Consider the following 16,206-nt stretch of genomic DNA (forward strand, 5'->3'; position numbering starts at 1 on the left):
GTTTTTCGTGATTGCCGCTTTTTTTGGAGATGGGAGTTTTGAAGTGATGAAGTTTCTACATGCGGCAGATTTACATTTGGATACGCCGTTTCAAGGATTGGATGCGTTACCGGAAATGTGGCAGCATCGGCTGACTGCCGCGCCCTTTACGGCGCTACAACGTCTGGTTGACTTAGCAATTACGGAACAAGTGGATTTTGTCTTGTTGGTTGGTGATTTATTTGATCAACAGGCGCAAAGTGTACCTGCTCAGGCGGCCTTAATGGCGGCGTTGGATCAATTAGCCGCTGAACAAATTCCCGTCATTTTATCGTTCGGGAATCATGATTTTCAACCAGATGTCACAACTTGGCATTTTCCGGCTAACGTGCATGTTTTCGATGCTCAAGTAACGACGGTAGAGTTAACGACTAAACAGCAACAACGCGTGGCGATTACCGGGTTTAGCTATGATCAACGTTGGGTGACCACGCCGAAAGTTCAAGACTTTCCGTTAAAGCGGACTGGTGTAGATTATCAAATTGGGATGTTACACGGTCAAGTGGGGACCTCTGGTGATCATTATGCGCCGTTTGCCGTCAGTGACTTGTTGGCGAAACATTATGATTATTGGGCATTGGGGCATATCCACCAGCGCCAAACGTTGAATGCCATGCCACCCGTGATGTACCCGGGAAATCTACAAGGTCGTTATCGCGATGAACTTGGCGCAAAAGGGGCCTTATTGGTGACAAGTCAAGGTGATCAATTGGTTCCCGAATTTAAGCCGTTAGCGCCATTAGTCTGGACGAATTGGACACCTGAATTGAGTGGACAACTAGATCGACCAACGTTACTGACACAGTTAAGTGCGCAATTACAAGCACGACCGGTAACAGTACCAGAACTTGTGGTGATTACGCTACCAGCAACGTTGACGTTAACGCCAACGGCTGAATTAGCCCTGACGCAAGGGGCGTTATTAGCTCAGTTGCAACAACAGGCCCCTGCAACGAGTTGGCCAGTCACGCTACAATTAGCGGCAACCGATACCACGTCGGACTTGTTTGGTATGGATACCGCTATTTGGCAGCAGGCAGGTGAGACCACTGTGACAACTGAAAAGATTGCGGCGCTGGCTGATCATTTGTTGGACGAACCTTTTTTGAATCAAACGTTGCTTGAGGCAACGACGCCTGAACAGTGGCAACAACAGGTTTTACGCTTGTTACAAGATCACTATCATTTGACTTTACAAGGCGGTGACTCCGATGCAAATTAAACGAATTGAGATTGCCGGCTTTGGTAAGTTTCAACAGCAAGTTTGGGAGTTAACCGATGGCTTACAGGTGTTTTATGGGGCTAATGAAAGTGGTAAATCAACGATCAGGGCTTTTGTGCTCGGCATGTTATTTGGGTTTCCAACGAGACGACATTTACTGGATCGTTACGAACCTAAGGCCACGAGTCAGTACGGTGGGTCCTTAGACCTAACTGTGAATGGGGTTGTTTATCGATTAACACGGCTTGGAGATCAGCCGGCTACATTGGTCAATCTAACTACGAATGCGGTTCAACCGCTCAGTTTGTTGGCTCATTGGCTAGAGCCATATGATGAAACCCGCTACAAGCAATTATTTACGTTCAATCAAGCTGAGTTAACCGCGTTAAAAACGATGAGTGCCGCAGATTTGAATACCCAATTGCAGCAACTTGGGACCTTTGATAGTCAACAATGGCGGGCAACTGCGTCCAAACTACGCGAACAAGCCGATGACCTGTATAAGCCGCGTGGGCGTAAACCGGAATTGAATCAGGCCTTGCAACGGTACCAACAGCTAAAAGCGCAAGTGGCGCAGGCCCAAGCACGTTATCCGGAATATCAAGATTTACAAGCTAATTTGGACACTTTGAAGACCCAACAACAGGCTCAACGACAGCAATTAACGCAAGTGACAGCGATGCAACAACAATTGGCCAACTTGCGTAACCAATGGCCAGTCTATCAGCAATTACAACAATTACAGGCTCAAGTTGCAGCAGCCGGTGAGCCATTATCGTCTGCGGTCCAACAACAAGTTGAGCAATTAACAACGCAGCGCACTGAATTACGACATACTTTGGCTGGGGCTCGGGCCCAATTAGCCACGCAACCCGTTGATGATCAATCCAAAACAGTCATCGGTTTTTACGTGGCTCATCAGGCGCGATTTGAGCAACTGGAAGCACAGTTACCAGCGTTACAACAAGCACTGGGTCAGTATCAAACGTTGACGGCTCAAGTTGAGGCGGCTCGCGCAACGTATCAGGCGCAGCAAACTACTTCAACGGCTGTCGCTGCTTTACTAGCACCAAGCAAACAAGCCGCAGTGGCTAATTTAAAAGCCGCGGTCTTAAGCAACACGAGTCGTCGGCAACCGACGCCTGCAACGACTAGTTTTTCAGCTGATTGGCGACTTTATGGTGGTGGGATTAGCCTAGTGTTAGGTGTGATTTTACCATTAGGGGCCTTTAAATGGTTGTTAATCTTAGCGGGATTAGGGTTACTTGGTTGGTTTGGCTGGGAAAAATTAGCCGGACCAGCAACTGCCCATCCTGATCGTACGTTAGCGCCATTGCTAACAGCGGTTGGCTGGCCAACTGATTTAGATCAGGCGACCATTTTACAACGTTTGGATGAGTTAGCGGCTTTACAACGGGCTCAACAAGCGGTGACGACTGCAGAACAGCAAGTTGCGGCGCAAGCAGCTACAGTTTGGCAGCAGTTACAGCATTATCAGTTCGCCAATGATTGGTTGAATTTAGCAGAAACTGATTTGTTAGCGAGTGGACAACGGGTGACTGGTTTTTATCAACAGGTTCATCAGGCGATGCAAAACCAAACGTTAGGCTCAGCGGATTTTGCTTATGTTCAACGGCAAGTTCAACAATTAACTGCACAGTTACAAACGACGACCGATCAATTACAAGCTTTAGCAACCCAACAGGGATTCGCCGATATCGATAGGCTAACCGCGGCTTTAGAAAACCAAGCCAATCAGGCCGCAGCGCAAACGAGCATTGACCAATTACAACAACGGTTAACTGCAACTGAACAAGCAGCTTTGGCTCAATATCCATCGATCAATGCGTTGCAAGCGGCGATTCAAGCTAATCGCGAGCAGGTTAGTCAATTGCAACAGGCGACCACGCAACAGGCCCAAGCAATTGCGGCGACGCAGACTAAATTACAAACGTTAGCTACTGATGGTCGTTATACAGTTTTGCGCCAACAACAAGCGAATGCGCAAACTGAATTGACGACGTTAGCACGACAGTGGATGACCCGACAATTAGGAGCAAACTGGATTGAGCAAGCGCTAACGCAACTAACTCAGCAACAATTGCCAACGATCTTGGCGGCAGCGACAACGAATTTCGCACAACTAACGGGCCAGCGGTATAATGACATTAAGTTAAATGAAACTGACTTGGTGGTACAAGCCACTGACGGCCCACAATTCACGGTGGGCGAGTTGTCAACAGCGACCCGTGAACAGCTGTATTTAGCCTTACGGTTAGCGTTAATTACCCAATTGGGCGATCAGGCCCAGTTGCCGTTAATGATCGATGATGGGTTTGTGAACTTTGATGAAGGCCGCCGCGCCACAGCCTGGCAACTACTGAGTCAAGTCGCACAACACCATCAATTGTTATACTTTACCAATGAGCCCGCGGCGGTAACACAATGGCCAACGGCGACCATTCATCAGCTAAGTTAAATGGGGGCAAGATAATGACTAAAAAATTATTTGATTATCAAGTAGATGAACCAGTTGAAGGCTTTTTCTTATTGAAGGATGCCGAAGTTCGAATCGCTAAAAATGGTAAGAAGTTTTTGGCGATCAATTTCCAAGATACTTCCGGTGAAATCTCAGGGAAGTTTTGGGATGCGAGTGATCAAGATGTTGAAAGTTTTCAAGCGGGTCGTGTGATTCACTTGAAAGGTAAGCGTGAGAATTATCAAGGTAATCCGCAAATTAAAATTTTCCAAATGCGGCTCACCCATGATGGTGAACCAAAAGAAGTGCAACAATTTGTGGAACATGCGCCGATGAATACTGGTGCTATGGAAGAAGAACTCAATAGTTTTGTCTTTGAAATTACAGAACCAAACTGGAATCGGATTGTCCGGCATTTATTGACTCAATATCACGATGCTTTCTTTAGTTATCCAGCCGCCAAAAAGAACCACCATGCATTTGCAGGTGGCTTGGCTTTCCATACATTGTCTATTTTACGGCTAGCCAAAGCGGTCGCCGACGAATATCCGCATGTTAATCGTGCGTTGCTGTATGCTGGGGCGATTTTGCATGATATGGGCAAAACCATTGAAATGTCTGGTCCCGTGGCGACGACATATACATTAGCGGGTAATTTAGTTGGTCATATTGTGTTAATCGATGAACAAATCGTGAAGGCGTGTCAACAATTGAAAATTGACGATCAAGCCGAAGCAGTGTTGGTCTTACGGCACATGATTTTGGCGCACCATGGTTTGTTAGAGTACGGGTCGCCGGTCCGGCCACATGTGATGGAAGCTGAGATTCTCCATGATTTAGATGAATTGGATGCTTCCATTATGATGATGCAAACATCGATTGCCCATGCGGAGCCCGGGACTTATACGGAACGGATCTTTGCCATGGATGGTCGTAATTTCTATCGTCCAGAACATGATGGCACTAAAGCGGCCGACCCAAAGGAATCGTAGGGGATTTTAGTTAGTAATTTAAAAGTTGAAAGATAACTATGACTAAATTGGTCACCTACGTCAGCCAGCGATTCTGCCGGCTGTGGGACCGGCTTCAGCCAAAATGCGGACTTCCACCTCGCTTTTGAGACTAGCCAAAAGTCGTCCACATCGTAAGCCCGGAAAAATCACCCGGACTAACGATGTTTTCACGGCCGGCACCATCACTGGCTGACTTCGTAATCAATCTAGTGATTACTAATATAACCGAGAGTGAGTTCACATTGAGCTCAGCCGTGGGCCTCTCTTAGCGATTTATCGCTTAGAGCTCGGCGCTTTTGAAACGCGGGTTTGGCGGTTCAAAACGACGGTTCAGACCGTTTTTTGGCTGAGCCGGTCCGCCCACAGCGTTCCGGCTCAAGGTGGGCGAACGGCAGGTGGCAAGTTGATCTACTTTTAATTAGTAAATAACGTAATAGTGTGAAGCACAAAAAAGGACCACCTGAACGAATTCAGGTGGTCCTTTTAACTAGGCTAAACGCTTAGTTTGAGCTTGATGATGAAGAAGATGAAGATGACAAGTATGAAGATAAGATGTTCTTCAAGTCGTTATCCTTGATCTTAACATTCCCACTCTTAAGCACTTTGGCAACTACGTTATGCAAGACAGTTGAGTCGCTCATATCGTTGTCCCAAATTTGTTTTTTCAAATCAGCGGTGTGATCAGACATCTTACCCTTACCAGGGTTCTTGATCATCCGGATGATTTCGTAACCGTTAGAAGTCTTAACAGCTGAAGTGGTGTATTCGCCGTTCTTCAAAGCAAAAGCAGCCTTCAAGAATTTAGATGAATAAGTGGTGTTGGTGTTATCAAAGGCTGATAACTTACCGCCAGCACTCTTAGTCGTTGAATCAGTTGAATACTTCTTAGCTAACTTAGTGAAGTTTGATTCGCTAGAATCTTTCTTCAAAGCTTTTAAAACAGTGTCAGCAGTCGCGCTCTTAGCAACTAAGATATGTTGAACAGTGACTTTAGGTTCGTATGATTTCCATTGCTTCTTTAAGTCAGCGTTAGAAATCTTAGCCTTGTCTTTAACAGCTTCTTTTAACAATAAGTTTGAACGAATTTGTTCCTTGAATGTTGAAGTCGTCAACCCATTTTGTGACAATACAGTTGAGAATGAACTCCCATATTGTGACTTGTAGGTGTTATATTGTGTCGTAACGGCTTTCTTAGAAACCTTTGAACCGTAGTCTTTTTCAAGCACTTTATTCAAGATCATTTGTTGTAAGACTTGCTTACCTGAAGAAGTGCCCTTCATACTACTGTAATATTGACTTTCGGTAATTTTACCACCGTTAGTCGATGCCACTGTCTTGCTACCACAGCCAGCAAGGGTAAAGGTTAACAATACACCGGCGAGTGCAATAAGCCATTTTTTCATTCCTAATAACACATCCTATTCCTAAAATAGTTCTGCTCTAGCAGACTTACCAGACTACTATACCATAAGTTGAGGGGGTTCTGCATGGTGACGGTAATCTTTACAAAATTTTCAGATAATTCACACGGTCTTCACAAAGTATAACGTGACCCTAAACTTATCTTAATTTAAACGTGTTGGTTTATTAACTGACTAAAGGTTGAAAGATAATTATGCTAAATTAGCCACCTACGCCAGCCAGTGATTCTGCCGGCTGTGGGGACCGGTTCCAGCCAAAATGCAGGCTTCCACCTCGCTTTTAAGCCTAGCAAAAATCGCTAGTTTTAAAAGTCGTCCACATCGTAAAGTCCGGCAAGACCATCCGGACTAACGATGTTCTCACGGCCGGCGCCATCACTAGTTGACTCCGGTTAACATTGCAAACATTAATTGATTTAGTCACCACAATCATAGCCGAGAGTGAGCTCACAATGAGCCCAGCCGTGGGGTTCTCTTAGCGATTTATCGCTTAGAGACTGGCGCTTTTGAAACACGGTCTTGGTGGTTCAAAACGACGGTTCAGACCGCTTCTTGGCTGGACCGGTCCACCCACAGCGTTCCGGCTCATTGTGGGCGAACGGTAGGCGGCAAGTAAGCCTGGTTTTGATCAGTAACCAACTAAAAAATCGTTAGATCCGATTTGGGTCTAACGATTAACCGATCATTCCTTAGGTGCTAAATGATCCAAGGTTTCTTGTAAATGGTTTTGATGTTTTTGCATGATCGCTAAATGTGGCTCTAACTTAAATTGAAACTTATCAACTTCAGTTTGAATCTCATCAACCACGGCAGCGGCTTTTGTTAATTGCACTTGCAAATTGCTTTGGGCATCGCTGAATTCTTCTCGTGCCGATTGCAAATCGTCAGCGGCGTCTAAAACGTCTTGCACGTAACTTTTAGCGTCGAGGACGATGTCTTTTGGTGTTTTGCGGTTGATGATCATATAGGCCGCGGCACTCAAGCCAAGACCAATCATGGTATTGCGAATGAACTTTGCCATTAAATCGGCCTCCTAATCAGTTAATTGTGCTTTAATCGCATTTTGTAACTTCGTATAGGCGGTTTCGTCGTAGTTTTTGGTATTGTCTTTGAAGATCATCCGGAAATCATCCTTGTCACTGTAACGTGGAATTAAGTGGAAGTGTGAATGGAAGACCGATTGATAGGCGACGGCGCCATTATTGTTAACCACGTTCATCCCAATGATATTTTCATCAGAAGCTTTGATGGCTTGGGCAATTTTAGGAATCCGTGAGAAGACCAAACCAGCTAGGTCAGCGTCATAGGCAAATAAATCAGGCACGTGTGTCTTAGGAATGACTAACGTGTGACCAGGAGTGCCTTGCGAAATATCTAAGAATGCTTTGACCATGTCATCTTCGTAGACGGTGTAACTTGGAATATCACCTTTGATAATCTTACAAAAAATGCAATCATCGTCGAATTTTGGTTCAAAAGCTGTCATAGGATAACCTTCTTTTCTAAAATTTAGTTCTATTATACACTACCCAATTTAAAAATGAGGGCGCTTTACCAACTTGGCAACGGAAGGAACGCGGCGGCTATGCTATAATAATGGCATTCAGTTTAAAAAAGAAAGAGGTCAGATTTATGGCATTAGCAGTTAGCCATTTAGTAGGTGGCTATTCCCAAATCCCCGTCTTAAAAGATATTAGTTTTCAAGTCGAACCCGGTGAGTTAGTCGGGTTGATTGGGCTAAACGGGGCCGGTAAATCAACCACAATTAATCACATTATTGGGCTGTTAACCCCAATGAAGGGGGCGATCACCTTAAATGGGGTGACGTTGGCCAGTGATGCGCAACAATACAAACAACAATTGGCATATATTCCAGAAACACCGATCTTATATGAAGAATTAACGTTAAAAGAACATTTAGAAATGACGATGTTAGCATATGGTTTGGACCAAACCAAGGCTTGGGAACGAGCTAATAAATTATTGAAGACGTTCCGATTGGACAACAAATTAGATTGGTTTCCAGCAAACTTTTCTAAAGGGATGAAACAAAAGGTCATGATTGTTTGTGCTTTTTTGACCGATGCTAAGCTGTTCATTATTGATGAACCATTCTTGGGCCTTGATCCGTTGGCCGTCCATGATTTATTACACTTGATTGGTGAAGTCAAAGCTAACGGGGCATCAGTCTTGATGTCGACGCACGTGTTGGATACGGCTGAAAAATTCTGTGATCGCTTTGTCTTATTACATGATGGAACGATTCAAACGCAAGGTACTTTTGATGAAATTAAAGCGGCTTATCCAGATGCTGGGGAGTCGCTTAATGATATTTACTTGTCTTTGACTGGGGTGACCCGCGATGAATGAGTTGTACCAACAACGTTTACAACGTCATTTGCGGCAAATGTTGCATTATTTGCGACTGGTCTTTAATGATCATTTTGTCATTGCGCTGATGTTTTTTGTCGGTGGCTTAGGCTTGGCCTATTCTAGCTGGCTGAAAACGGTCACGACCCATGACACGTGGATTATCGTCGTGGTTGGGGTGGCATTGTGGCTTGGCTTGCGTGTGAGTCGAATTGCAACGTTGTTAGAGTCGGCGGATACAGTCTTTTTATTACCGCGTGAACATGATCTGCACACCTATTTCCAGCGGGCTTGGCGTTACAGTTGGTTATTGGCGATACCGGTTCAGATAATTTGGGTCGGCTTAGTGTCACCGCTGTTAATGTTAGTCGATCAATTCAGCGGGCTGAGTTTATTGGCATTGTTGATCACACAACTGGCGTTAAAAGATAGTGACTTAACGTTACGAGTGACAAAATTATATCGGTTATCACCGCAACAACACCGGACGGCCGCTAGCGTGAATTTAATTGGTGCCGCCGTAATCATGGCTTTAGCTTTAGCAGTTAATCCATGGTTAGGCGCCGTGTTGGCGTTGGCCTTAGCTGGTGGGCAACGTTGGTGGCATGGCCAAATTTGGACACATACCGTCGTTGCTTGGAAAGCCAATGTGGCGAGTGAAGCCAATCGAATGCTGGGGATTTATCGTTTCTTTAATCTATTTACCGATGTGCCATTGGTGCAAGGCAATGTTAAACGGCGGAAATATCTCGATGGCTTGTTACGATTGATGCCAGCTGATCGCGCACATGCTTTTGGTTATTTATTTACCCGCGGAATGTTGCGCGGCACTGAATTCAGTGGCTTGGTAGCACGATTAACGATTATTGGTGCTGTTTTACTGTATTTTGTCGGTCATGGTTGGTTAGCAATTGCCTTAGATGTCATTTTTATCTACTTAATCGGGTTCCAACTGTTGCCGTTTTATAAGCGATACGATAATATAGTTTTTACGCACATTTATCCGTTGGCCGCACCGCTCAAGTTGAAGAACTTTCAGCGGCTGTTAACGTTGATTTTGGGAACGACCGGCGTGATCTTTTTGATTGCTTTCTGGTTAACTAACGCTTCGTTAGCCCAAGTCGGGTTATTACTGGTTATTAACGTGATTGAAATCTATCTCTTAGTTGCTTGGTACGCTAAGCTTCGACTGGGATAAAACCTATGTGGCCCAACGGTTAAAAAGGACTTGACGGGATCGCTTTTGGTCTTTAAAATGTGATTGTTAAGTCAATTAAAGTTAGTAAAAGTTAAGCCAATAACATGATTAATTTTGAGAGGAGTGGGGCTGATGGATTTCGAACTTGATGACGGCTGGCACGTCTATCCGATTACGGGTAATACTGATAAAGCTTTCATGGGCAAAAAAAATCAACAGCGCTTGTTTTTAAAACGAAACGCCTCGCCGTTCCTAGCGGCGCTCTCGATGGAAGAAATTACCCCGCGGCTGATCTGGACAAAACGAATATCGAGCGGTGATACCTTAACTGCTCAAGAATGGCTAAATGGTCAAACTTTAACGAAGCAACAAATGCGCTCGCCTGAGGTCGCGCATTTATTGGCACGTGTGCACAATTCCAAGTTGCTTCATCGAATGTTAACTAAGGTCGGCGGTCAAACTGTCCGGCCCCATGAATTTATTCGTCAATATCTCAGTGAACTACCGGATGATTTGCGACACCATCCGTTAATGGCGCGGGTTTTAACTGAATTACAAGGCACGATGCCAACATTACCAACAACCGACTATCGCGTTTGTCATGGTGATTTAAACCATAAAAACTGGTTGTTATCCGACCATCAACAATTGTATTTGGTGGATTGGGATTCGGCGCGATTTGCTGATCCAGCGTCTGATATTAGCATGTTGCTATGCGAGTATGTGCCATTAAATGACTGGCAAGCTTGGTTTAGCGAATATGGTGAAACGATGACGGCTGACATGCAACAACGGGTTGTCTGGTATGCCAAAGTGAATTTATTACTGAATATCAAAGATAACTATTACCGTAGTCAATATCATAATATGAATCATGAAATTATTTTCTTGGAAGAGTTGAGTCAGTATCAGCTCTAAGAAAAGAGTGGTACAAAAAGCGGGTTGCTGTTGAGCATAGCCTAAAGAATTGAATGATTGGGTCTTTCAATCGTTTAGTTCTTGTAGCTAAGCGGAGACAGTAGCTTTTTGTACCACGTTTCGACAATAAAAATAGATGATGATGCAGGCAGCGTCTAGGAGAATGATCCTGGACGCTGTTTGCTTGAAGAAACGTTTTAAACGAAGAGGAGTTAATCAAACTTATGCGTGTACGAAACAAACCATGGGCACCTAAGCTCATCAATGAACATCCAGAGCTCATTACAGAAACTCCCGCGGATTATCGCGGTAAGTGGCAGAGTCGCTTTGAAAAGGCCCAACCACTTCAGATTGAAGTCGGAAGTGGTAAGGGGCAATTCATTATTGAAATGGCCAAGCGTCATCCTGAAATCAACTATATCGCCATTGAAATTCAAACATCTGTCATCGCCGTGATTTTACGGAAATTAGTTGAAGAACCCTTACCAAACTTGCAATTAGCACACGCTGATGGTGAAGCGGTGACGGCGTTCTTTGAACCTAACGAAATTGATCGACTTTACTTAAACTTCTCTGATCCATGGCCTAAGAGTCGCCATGAAAAGCGTCGTTTGACGTATAAGTCATTCTTGGCTGGTTATGAAGAAGTCTTAAAGTCAAACGGCCAAATCGAATTTAAGACCGATAATCGGGGCTTATTCGAATTTTCATTAACGAGTATGAATAACTACGGCATGACCTTTGAACAAGTCTGGTTGGACTTACACGCGGTTGTAACGCCAGAAGAGAACGTTGAGACTGAATACGAACAAAAATTCAGCCAATTTGGGCCTATTTATAAAATTATTGCTACGTTTAAAACTAAAGAGTAGCTTATTGAATGACTGATTGGGTTTTAACCCAGTTGGTCATTTTTTTGTAAATGACTAAAGGTTGAAAGTTAAGTATGACGGTAAAAGCTTTACTATAATTGACTTAGGTTATGCTAAATTGATCACCTACGCCAGCCAGCGATTCTGCCAGCTGTGAGGACCGGCTCCAGCCACAGTGCGAGCTTCCACCTCGCTTTTAAGCTTAGTCCAAACCGCTAGTCTCAAAAGTCGTCCACAGCGTAAGCCCGGGAAAGTCACCCGGACTAACGCTGTTTTCACGGCCGGCGCCATCACTGACTGGCTCCGGTTAGATTACGGATATTAATTAGCTAGTAATCACTATTCTAGCCGAGAGTGAGCTCACATTGAGCCCAGCCGTGGGAGACTCTTAGCGATTTATCGCTTAGAGCCTGGCGCTTTTGAAACGCGGTTTTGGCGGTTCAAAACGACGGTTCAGACCGCTTTTTGGCTGAGCCGGTCCGCCCACAGCGTTCCGGCTCAATGTGGGCGAACGGTAGGTGGCAAGTATAACTAGTTTTGATCGATGAATGCTTATCATATCAATGATTATTGCTAAAAAATAGCTTTCAATCTTTTGTAAATGATGAAAAAACGGATGAATTTGATGAAAGCCCCACAAGGTGATGTTTTTCCGGTATGCTGTAAGTAAATCGAAGGGGTGATCACATGTTGTTTGTCTTATTTCAAGTTGTCCTAGTAGTGAAAAACATTAAAATTTGTTGGCCACAATTTCGGTTTGCCCATTGGTGGACGGAGTGGGGTGCGATTATCATCTTAACGGTGATCCAACAATGGGTGGCGCCACTGTGCGGACATTGGATGTGGTTACCAGCGATGCTAAGTTTGATTGTCGTGGTTACGTGGGTGACGCGCGCTTGGCGGACGGCTGTGGTGATGTCGATTGAGAGTATGTTGTTGTTATGTATTGTGTTGGAGCTAACCATGTTGGTGTCTCCACATTGGTCGTATATGATGGCAATTCCGGTAACATTTTTTGGGTTTGGCCTAGTTGGCTTGGGACTAGTTTACGTGATTAATCGCTGGTTGCCGACATCGACAATGGCGCCTAATAACTTGGTTGTGGGCCTAGTGAGCTTGGCTTACGTCATTGTCGTTGCCTATCTCCAGTTAATCAATGAAACGCCAAAAGCAACGGAAGTTTGGCTAGCATTGGGTTTAACTGTCTTATTGATCGTGGCACTATTGGGATTGCAAAAGACCCGTGAACACCTGCTGAATCAAACGATGCGAGTTCAGCAACAGCGAGCCCTACTAACCAGTAATTTACGCTATACTCAAGCCGTAGAACATCATTACGATGAGTTACGTCGGTTTCGACATGATTATCAAAATGTGATGTTGTCACTTGATGGCTATATCAAAACCGATGATTTTGTGGGTTTGAAGCAGTATTATCAAACGGCATTAATGCCAAAACAAGCCCAATTAACGGCCACTAAATATCAATTAGAGGATTTGGCCCGGATTGAGTCTAAAGCCATTAAAAGTATTTTATTCAATAAATTAAATGATGCTCAGCAACAAGACATACAAGTGCAATTAGAAGTTGCTACACCAATTACCAGGTTTGTCATGCCAACTGTTGATTTGGTGATTGCTTTAGGTATTCTGTTGGATAATGCAATTGAAGCGACACAAACGCAGTCAGCGGGCTGGGTACATGTCGCCGTTATTGAGTCGCCAACGAGCCAAGTTATTTTAGTGAAGAATAGCCTTGAAACTGAGTTGCCGCCGTTATGGCAATTAGAACAGGCGGGTTACTCGACTAAAGGAACCGATCGTGGCTTAGGATTAACGAACTTAAAAACAATAGTTGATCAATATGCGACTGTCAGCTTGACCACTGATGTGACGGCAGCAACGTTTAGTCAACAACTGATTTTGAAATGGGATGAGTCACATGATTGATATTTATTTATGCGAAGACGAGCCACAACAATTGGCGAATTTGAATCAGATGATTACTAATTACGTGATGATTGAGCAGTTAGACATGCAAGTTGTCAAAGCATCGACGACACCGGAACCTTTGTTGCAACTACCAGCTGATCATCATTATCGATTGTATTTTTTAGATATTGAGCTGCGTGCAACCATGACCGGAATTGAATTGGCGCAACATATTCGGCAAGCCGATGCTGACTGTAAGATCGTGTTTGTCACCACGCATGCAGAACTGGCGCTAGAAACGTTACGTTATCAGGTTGAACCGTTGGCATTTATTTTGAAAGATGGTGCCGATTCAATCCAAACGCAAGTTATTGCTGCATTAAAACTGGCTCAACAACGTTGGCAACAAGCACAGCCGAGTCATGATGATTATTTGACGTTTAAAACGGGCGATCAAGTGCGATTCGTCCGAGTAACTGAAATTCTGTATTTTGAAACTGCCGTGGCGTCACACAAATTAGTGGTTCATTTGGCTAACAGTCATTTTGAAATTTATCAAACGATTAAACAGGCTATGAGTCAGTCGACCACTTTTTATCGTTGCCATCAATCAATCGTGGTTAATTGGCAACAAGTCCGTGCCGTTGATCAGCGGCAACAGTTAGTGACACTAGCGACTGGTGAGCAGGTGCCATGTTCATTAATGGGTGGTCGTGGTTTAGTCAAAAAATTACAGCAAGCCGCAAAAAAACGAGCCGACTTTTAAAAAGTCAGCTCGTTTTTAAATTAAAGGCGATAAATATCTAAAATACTACCGGTATTCGCATCGGCCAAGAACTCGTATTGAACGAGTTGACCATCTTCATAGCGGGTGATCCCGCCATAGTAAACATCGGTACGTAATGCAAATTTTTGTAAGGGGGCTTTTTTCATTTCAATCCAAGAACCTTCGATCGGGGCTTCCTTTAAAAAGGCCCGTTTAACTTGATTTAAGATTTGGTTGGGAGTTGGTCGGCGCAACCGCTTTAGTAGGCCGCCAATGGAAAAACCACCTGCGACGCCAGCCATGCCAACTGCCAATAAACCGCCATATTGAATTTGTCTGTGCATATTGCGGACTCCTTTCGACCAACGCAAGTGTCATTTTTTATTTAAATTTAGTATACCAATGATTGACGAGATAGCAAAGAAAAGTCATAATTAATCAGGTCGATTCACTTGAAATAAGTTATAATGAAATATTGAATGCATAAGTATCAGTAAAGGGGATTCCAATGTTAATTACAAGCTATAATCCAACCCAATTAGGTGACACCTTAATCGCCATCTTACGGCCCGATGTTGCCGATCAAACCGTTGAAAGCCATGCTAACGTGACCCGGATCAGCGATGCTGAAACCGGTAAGACGTTAGGCTACAACTTCTTTGAAGTTTCCAAAACTTTAGGTCAATTAGACGTTAACGGTCAAGTTCATTTAACGGCTGACCAAGTTGACCAATTAAATACGTTATTAAAAGCCAATGATTTTGAACCAGATTTAGAGTTTGATGCCACACCAAAATTTGTCGTGGGTCATGTGGATTCAGCTGAAGCTCATCCCAAGTCTGATCATCTTCAAATTACCAAAACCGATGTTGGCGAAGACCAACCCTTACAAATCGTGAGTGGCTCACCTAACATGCAAGCTGACATTTTAGTGGTTGTCGCTAAAGTCGGCGCGATGATGCCTGATGGGTTAATTATTTGGCCAGGCGAACTTCGCGGCGTTGAAAGTGATGGCATGATTGTTTCTGGTCGTGAATTACAGTTACCAAATGCGCCACAAAAACCAGGCGCGTTAATTTTGCCAGCTGATTATCAACCAGTCGGCGAACCGTTTGATTTTGAACGGGCCCAAACGTTATTTACTGCGTAAGACGCGTTAACACTATAACTAGGATGATTGAAAATGAACCATTATGATGGCCCGGCTTTTTTCCGGAAATATACACGACCAATAAAAAAGAATCCTGCGTCAGCGGCCAGTCAATCAGCTAGTGCGACCGCACGACCAGCTAGTCAAGTACACCAAAGTGCTGTTTCGGCAGCGCCGTCAATCAAACGGTCGGCACCAGTCAGTTCGGCGCCGATTAAGAAACCTTTTGATGGGGTGACCCATGGCGTGTTTCGCCCGTCACAAGTACCGTCACAGTTATCGAGTGCGCGGCAAGGGTTTCAAGCGACATTAGAGACGGATCACACGGATTATTTAACGATTTCGACGTTATTGCATAAACCAACTGACAGTTATCACTTGTTGGCAACCTCACGGGATGCTGATTTGCCATTAGTTGATTTACAAATGTTATCGACTAAAACAATCTCGGCAGTTCCAACAAGTACAGTAGCGGCTTCCCAAGTGGCAACCTCAGTTGTCTCTGAGGCGCCGAGTGTTGCTTCGGCTGCCGCTGACTCAATGGCTACTAGTGCGGTTGACTCAGTACCCGTGGCTAGTTTGGCAGTCGCTGAACCGGCACCAACCGTGGTATTTGAACCAACGGATACGACGTTAGCTGCTTCGGCTGCGGCACATTTGGCGGCAATTGCTGAAACTGAGCCGGCTACTGAATCAATGACTGAACCGGAATCATTGCCTACTGACGAACCAGAACTGACCGACGATCGCAGGTCTCCTGCCGAATCGGCGGCCAGTGAAGCCAGTGAAGCCAGTGAAGCCAGTGAAGCCAGTGAAGCCAGTGAAG

General features: G+C 44.5%; 14 protein-coding genes and 1 pseudogene. 11 read left to right on the forward strand and 4 right to left on the reverse strand.

The genetic code is table 11. The features are described 5' to 3' along the window. Positions 1-46 precede the first annotated feature (46 nt). Genes FFM84_RS00750 through FFM84_RS00760 form a run of 3 tightly spaced genes read left to right on the forward strand, consistent with a single transcriptional unit; the run spans position 47 to position 4,732 of the window. On the forward strand, positions 47-1,261 hold the full coding sequence (locus FFM84_RS00750) for a metallophosphoesterase family protein (RefSeq protein WP_130846131.1): 1,215 nt from the start codon (positions 47-49) through the stop codon (positions 1,259-1,261). Continuing rightward, entirely contained in the window at positions 1,251-3,740 is a 2,490-nt protein-coding gene (locus tag FFM84_RS00755) for an ATP-binding protein (RefSeq protein WP_130845996.1), read from the forward strand. The genes FFM84_RS00750 and FFM84_RS00755 overlap by 11 nt, the downstream gene beginning before the upstream one ends. A 14-nt stretch (positions 3,741-3,754) precedes the next feature. After that, positions 3,755-4,732, forward strand: a complete 978-nt coding sequence (locus FFM84_RS00760) for a 3'-5' exoribonuclease YhaM family protein (RefSeq protein WP_130845995.1) — start codon at positions 3,755-3,757, stop codon at positions 4,730-4,732. A gap of 521 nt (positions 4,733-5,253) precedes the next feature. Here FFM84_RS00760 and FFM84_RS00765 read toward each other — a convergent pair. From FFM84_RS00765 to FFM84_RS00775, 3 genes are all read right to left on the reverse strand, one after another. Further along, complete coding sequence (locus tag FFM84_RS00765; protein WP_130845994.1) at positions 5,254-6,156, reverse strand: peptidylprolyl isomerase PrsA; 903 nt, start codon at positions 6,154-6,156, stop codon at positions 5,254-5,256. Between the two features lie 700 nt (positions 6,157-6,856). Continuing rightward, on the reverse strand, positions 6,857-7,195 hold the full coding sequence (locus FFM84_RS00770; protein WP_130845993.1) for a hypothetical protein: 339 nt from the start codon (positions 7,193-7,195) through the stop codon (positions 6,857-6,859). Positions 7,196-7,207: 12 nt separating this feature from the next. Then, positions 7,208-7,660 (reverse strand): HIT family protein, encoded by a 453-nt coding sequence (locus FFM84_RS00775; protein WP_130845992.1) that lies wholly within the window; start codon positions 7,658-7,660, stop codon positions 7,208-7,210. A gap of 146 nt (positions 7,661-7,806) precedes the next feature. Here FFM84_RS00775 and FFM84_RS00780 point away from each other — a divergent pair, with 146 nt between their 5' ends. From FFM84_RS00780 to FFM84_RS00805, 6 genes are all read left to right on the forward strand, one after another. Further along, the gene (locus FFM84_RS00780) at positions 7,807-8,544 is read left to right on the forward strand and encodes an ABC transporter ATP-binding protein (protein ID WP_130845991.1); all 738 of its coding nucleotides are present in this window, start codon (positions 7,807-7,809) and stop codon (positions 8,542-8,544) included. Then, positions 8,537-9,742, forward strand: a complete 1,206-nt coding sequence (locus FFM84_RS00785; protein WP_130845990.1) for an ABC transporter permease — start codon at positions 8,537-8,539, stop codon at positions 9,740-9,742. Before FFM84_RS00780 ends, FFM84_RS00785 begins: the two co-directional genes overlap by 8 nt. Before the next feature lie 132 nt (positions 9,743-9,874). Further along, positions 9,875-10,660 (forward strand): phosphotransferase family protein, encoded by a 786-nt coding sequence (locus FFM84_RS00790; protein ID WP_130845989.1) that lies wholly within the window; start codon positions 9,875-9,877, stop codon positions 10,658-10,660. A gap of 224 nt (positions 10,661-10,884) precedes the next feature. Beyond that, positions 10,885-11,532 carry a tRNA (guanosine(46)-N7)-methyltransferase TrmB gene (trmB, locus tag FFM84_RS00795; protein ID WP_130845988.1) on the forward strand — a complete coding sequence of 216 codons (648 nt, stop codon included), beginning with the start codon at positions 10,885-10,887 and terminating at the stop codon, positions 11,530-11,532. Between the two features lie 687 nt (positions 11,533-12,219). Further along, the gene (locus FFM84_RS00800; RefSeq protein WP_130845987.1) at positions 12,220-13,482 is read left to right on the forward strand and encodes a sensor histidine kinase; all 1,263 of its coding nucleotides are present in this window, start codon (positions 12,220-12,222) and stop codon (positions 13,480-13,482) included. Beyond that, the gene (locus FFM84_RS00805) at positions 13,475-14,230 is read left to right on the forward strand and encodes a LytR/AlgR family response regulator transcription factor (RefSeq protein WP_165450333.1); all 756 of its coding nucleotides are present in this window, start codon (positions 13,475-13,477) and stop codon (positions 14,228-14,230) included. The genes FFM84_RS00800 and FFM84_RS00805 overlap by 8 nt, the downstream gene beginning before the upstream one ends. Positions 14,231-14,250: 20 nt before the next feature. On the opposite strand, the gene FFM84_RS00810 is transcribed toward FFM84_RS00805, so the two are convergent. Continuing rightward, on the reverse strand, positions 14,251-14,574 hold the full coding sequence (locus tag FFM84_RS00810; RefSeq protein ID WP_130845985.1) for a PepSY domain-containing protein: 324 nt from the start codon (positions 14,572-14,574) through the stop codon (positions 14,251-14,253). Between the two features lie 164 nt (positions 14,575-14,738). Here FFM84_RS00810 and ytpR point away from each other — a divergent pair, with 164 nt between their 5' ends. Both ytpR and FFM84_RS00820 read left to right on the forward strand, forming a co-directional pair. Then, entirely contained in the window at positions 14,739-15,380 is a 642-nt protein-coding gene (gene ytpR, locus FFM84_RS00815; RefSeq protein WP_130845984.1) for a YtpR family tRNA-binding protein, read from the forward strand. A gap of 33 nt (positions 15,381-15,413) precedes the next feature. Then, a pseudogene (locus FFM84_RS00820) lies at positions 15,414-16,206 on the forward strand (hypothetical protein); the annotation flags it as partial.

It is taken from the genome of Lactiplantibacillus mudanjiangensis (genome assembly GCF_005405385.1).
In the GTDB taxonomy this organism is placed as follows: domain Bacteria; phylum Bacillota; class Bacilli; order Lactobacillales; family Lactobacillaceae; genus Lactiplantibacillus; species Lactiplantibacillus mudanjiangensis.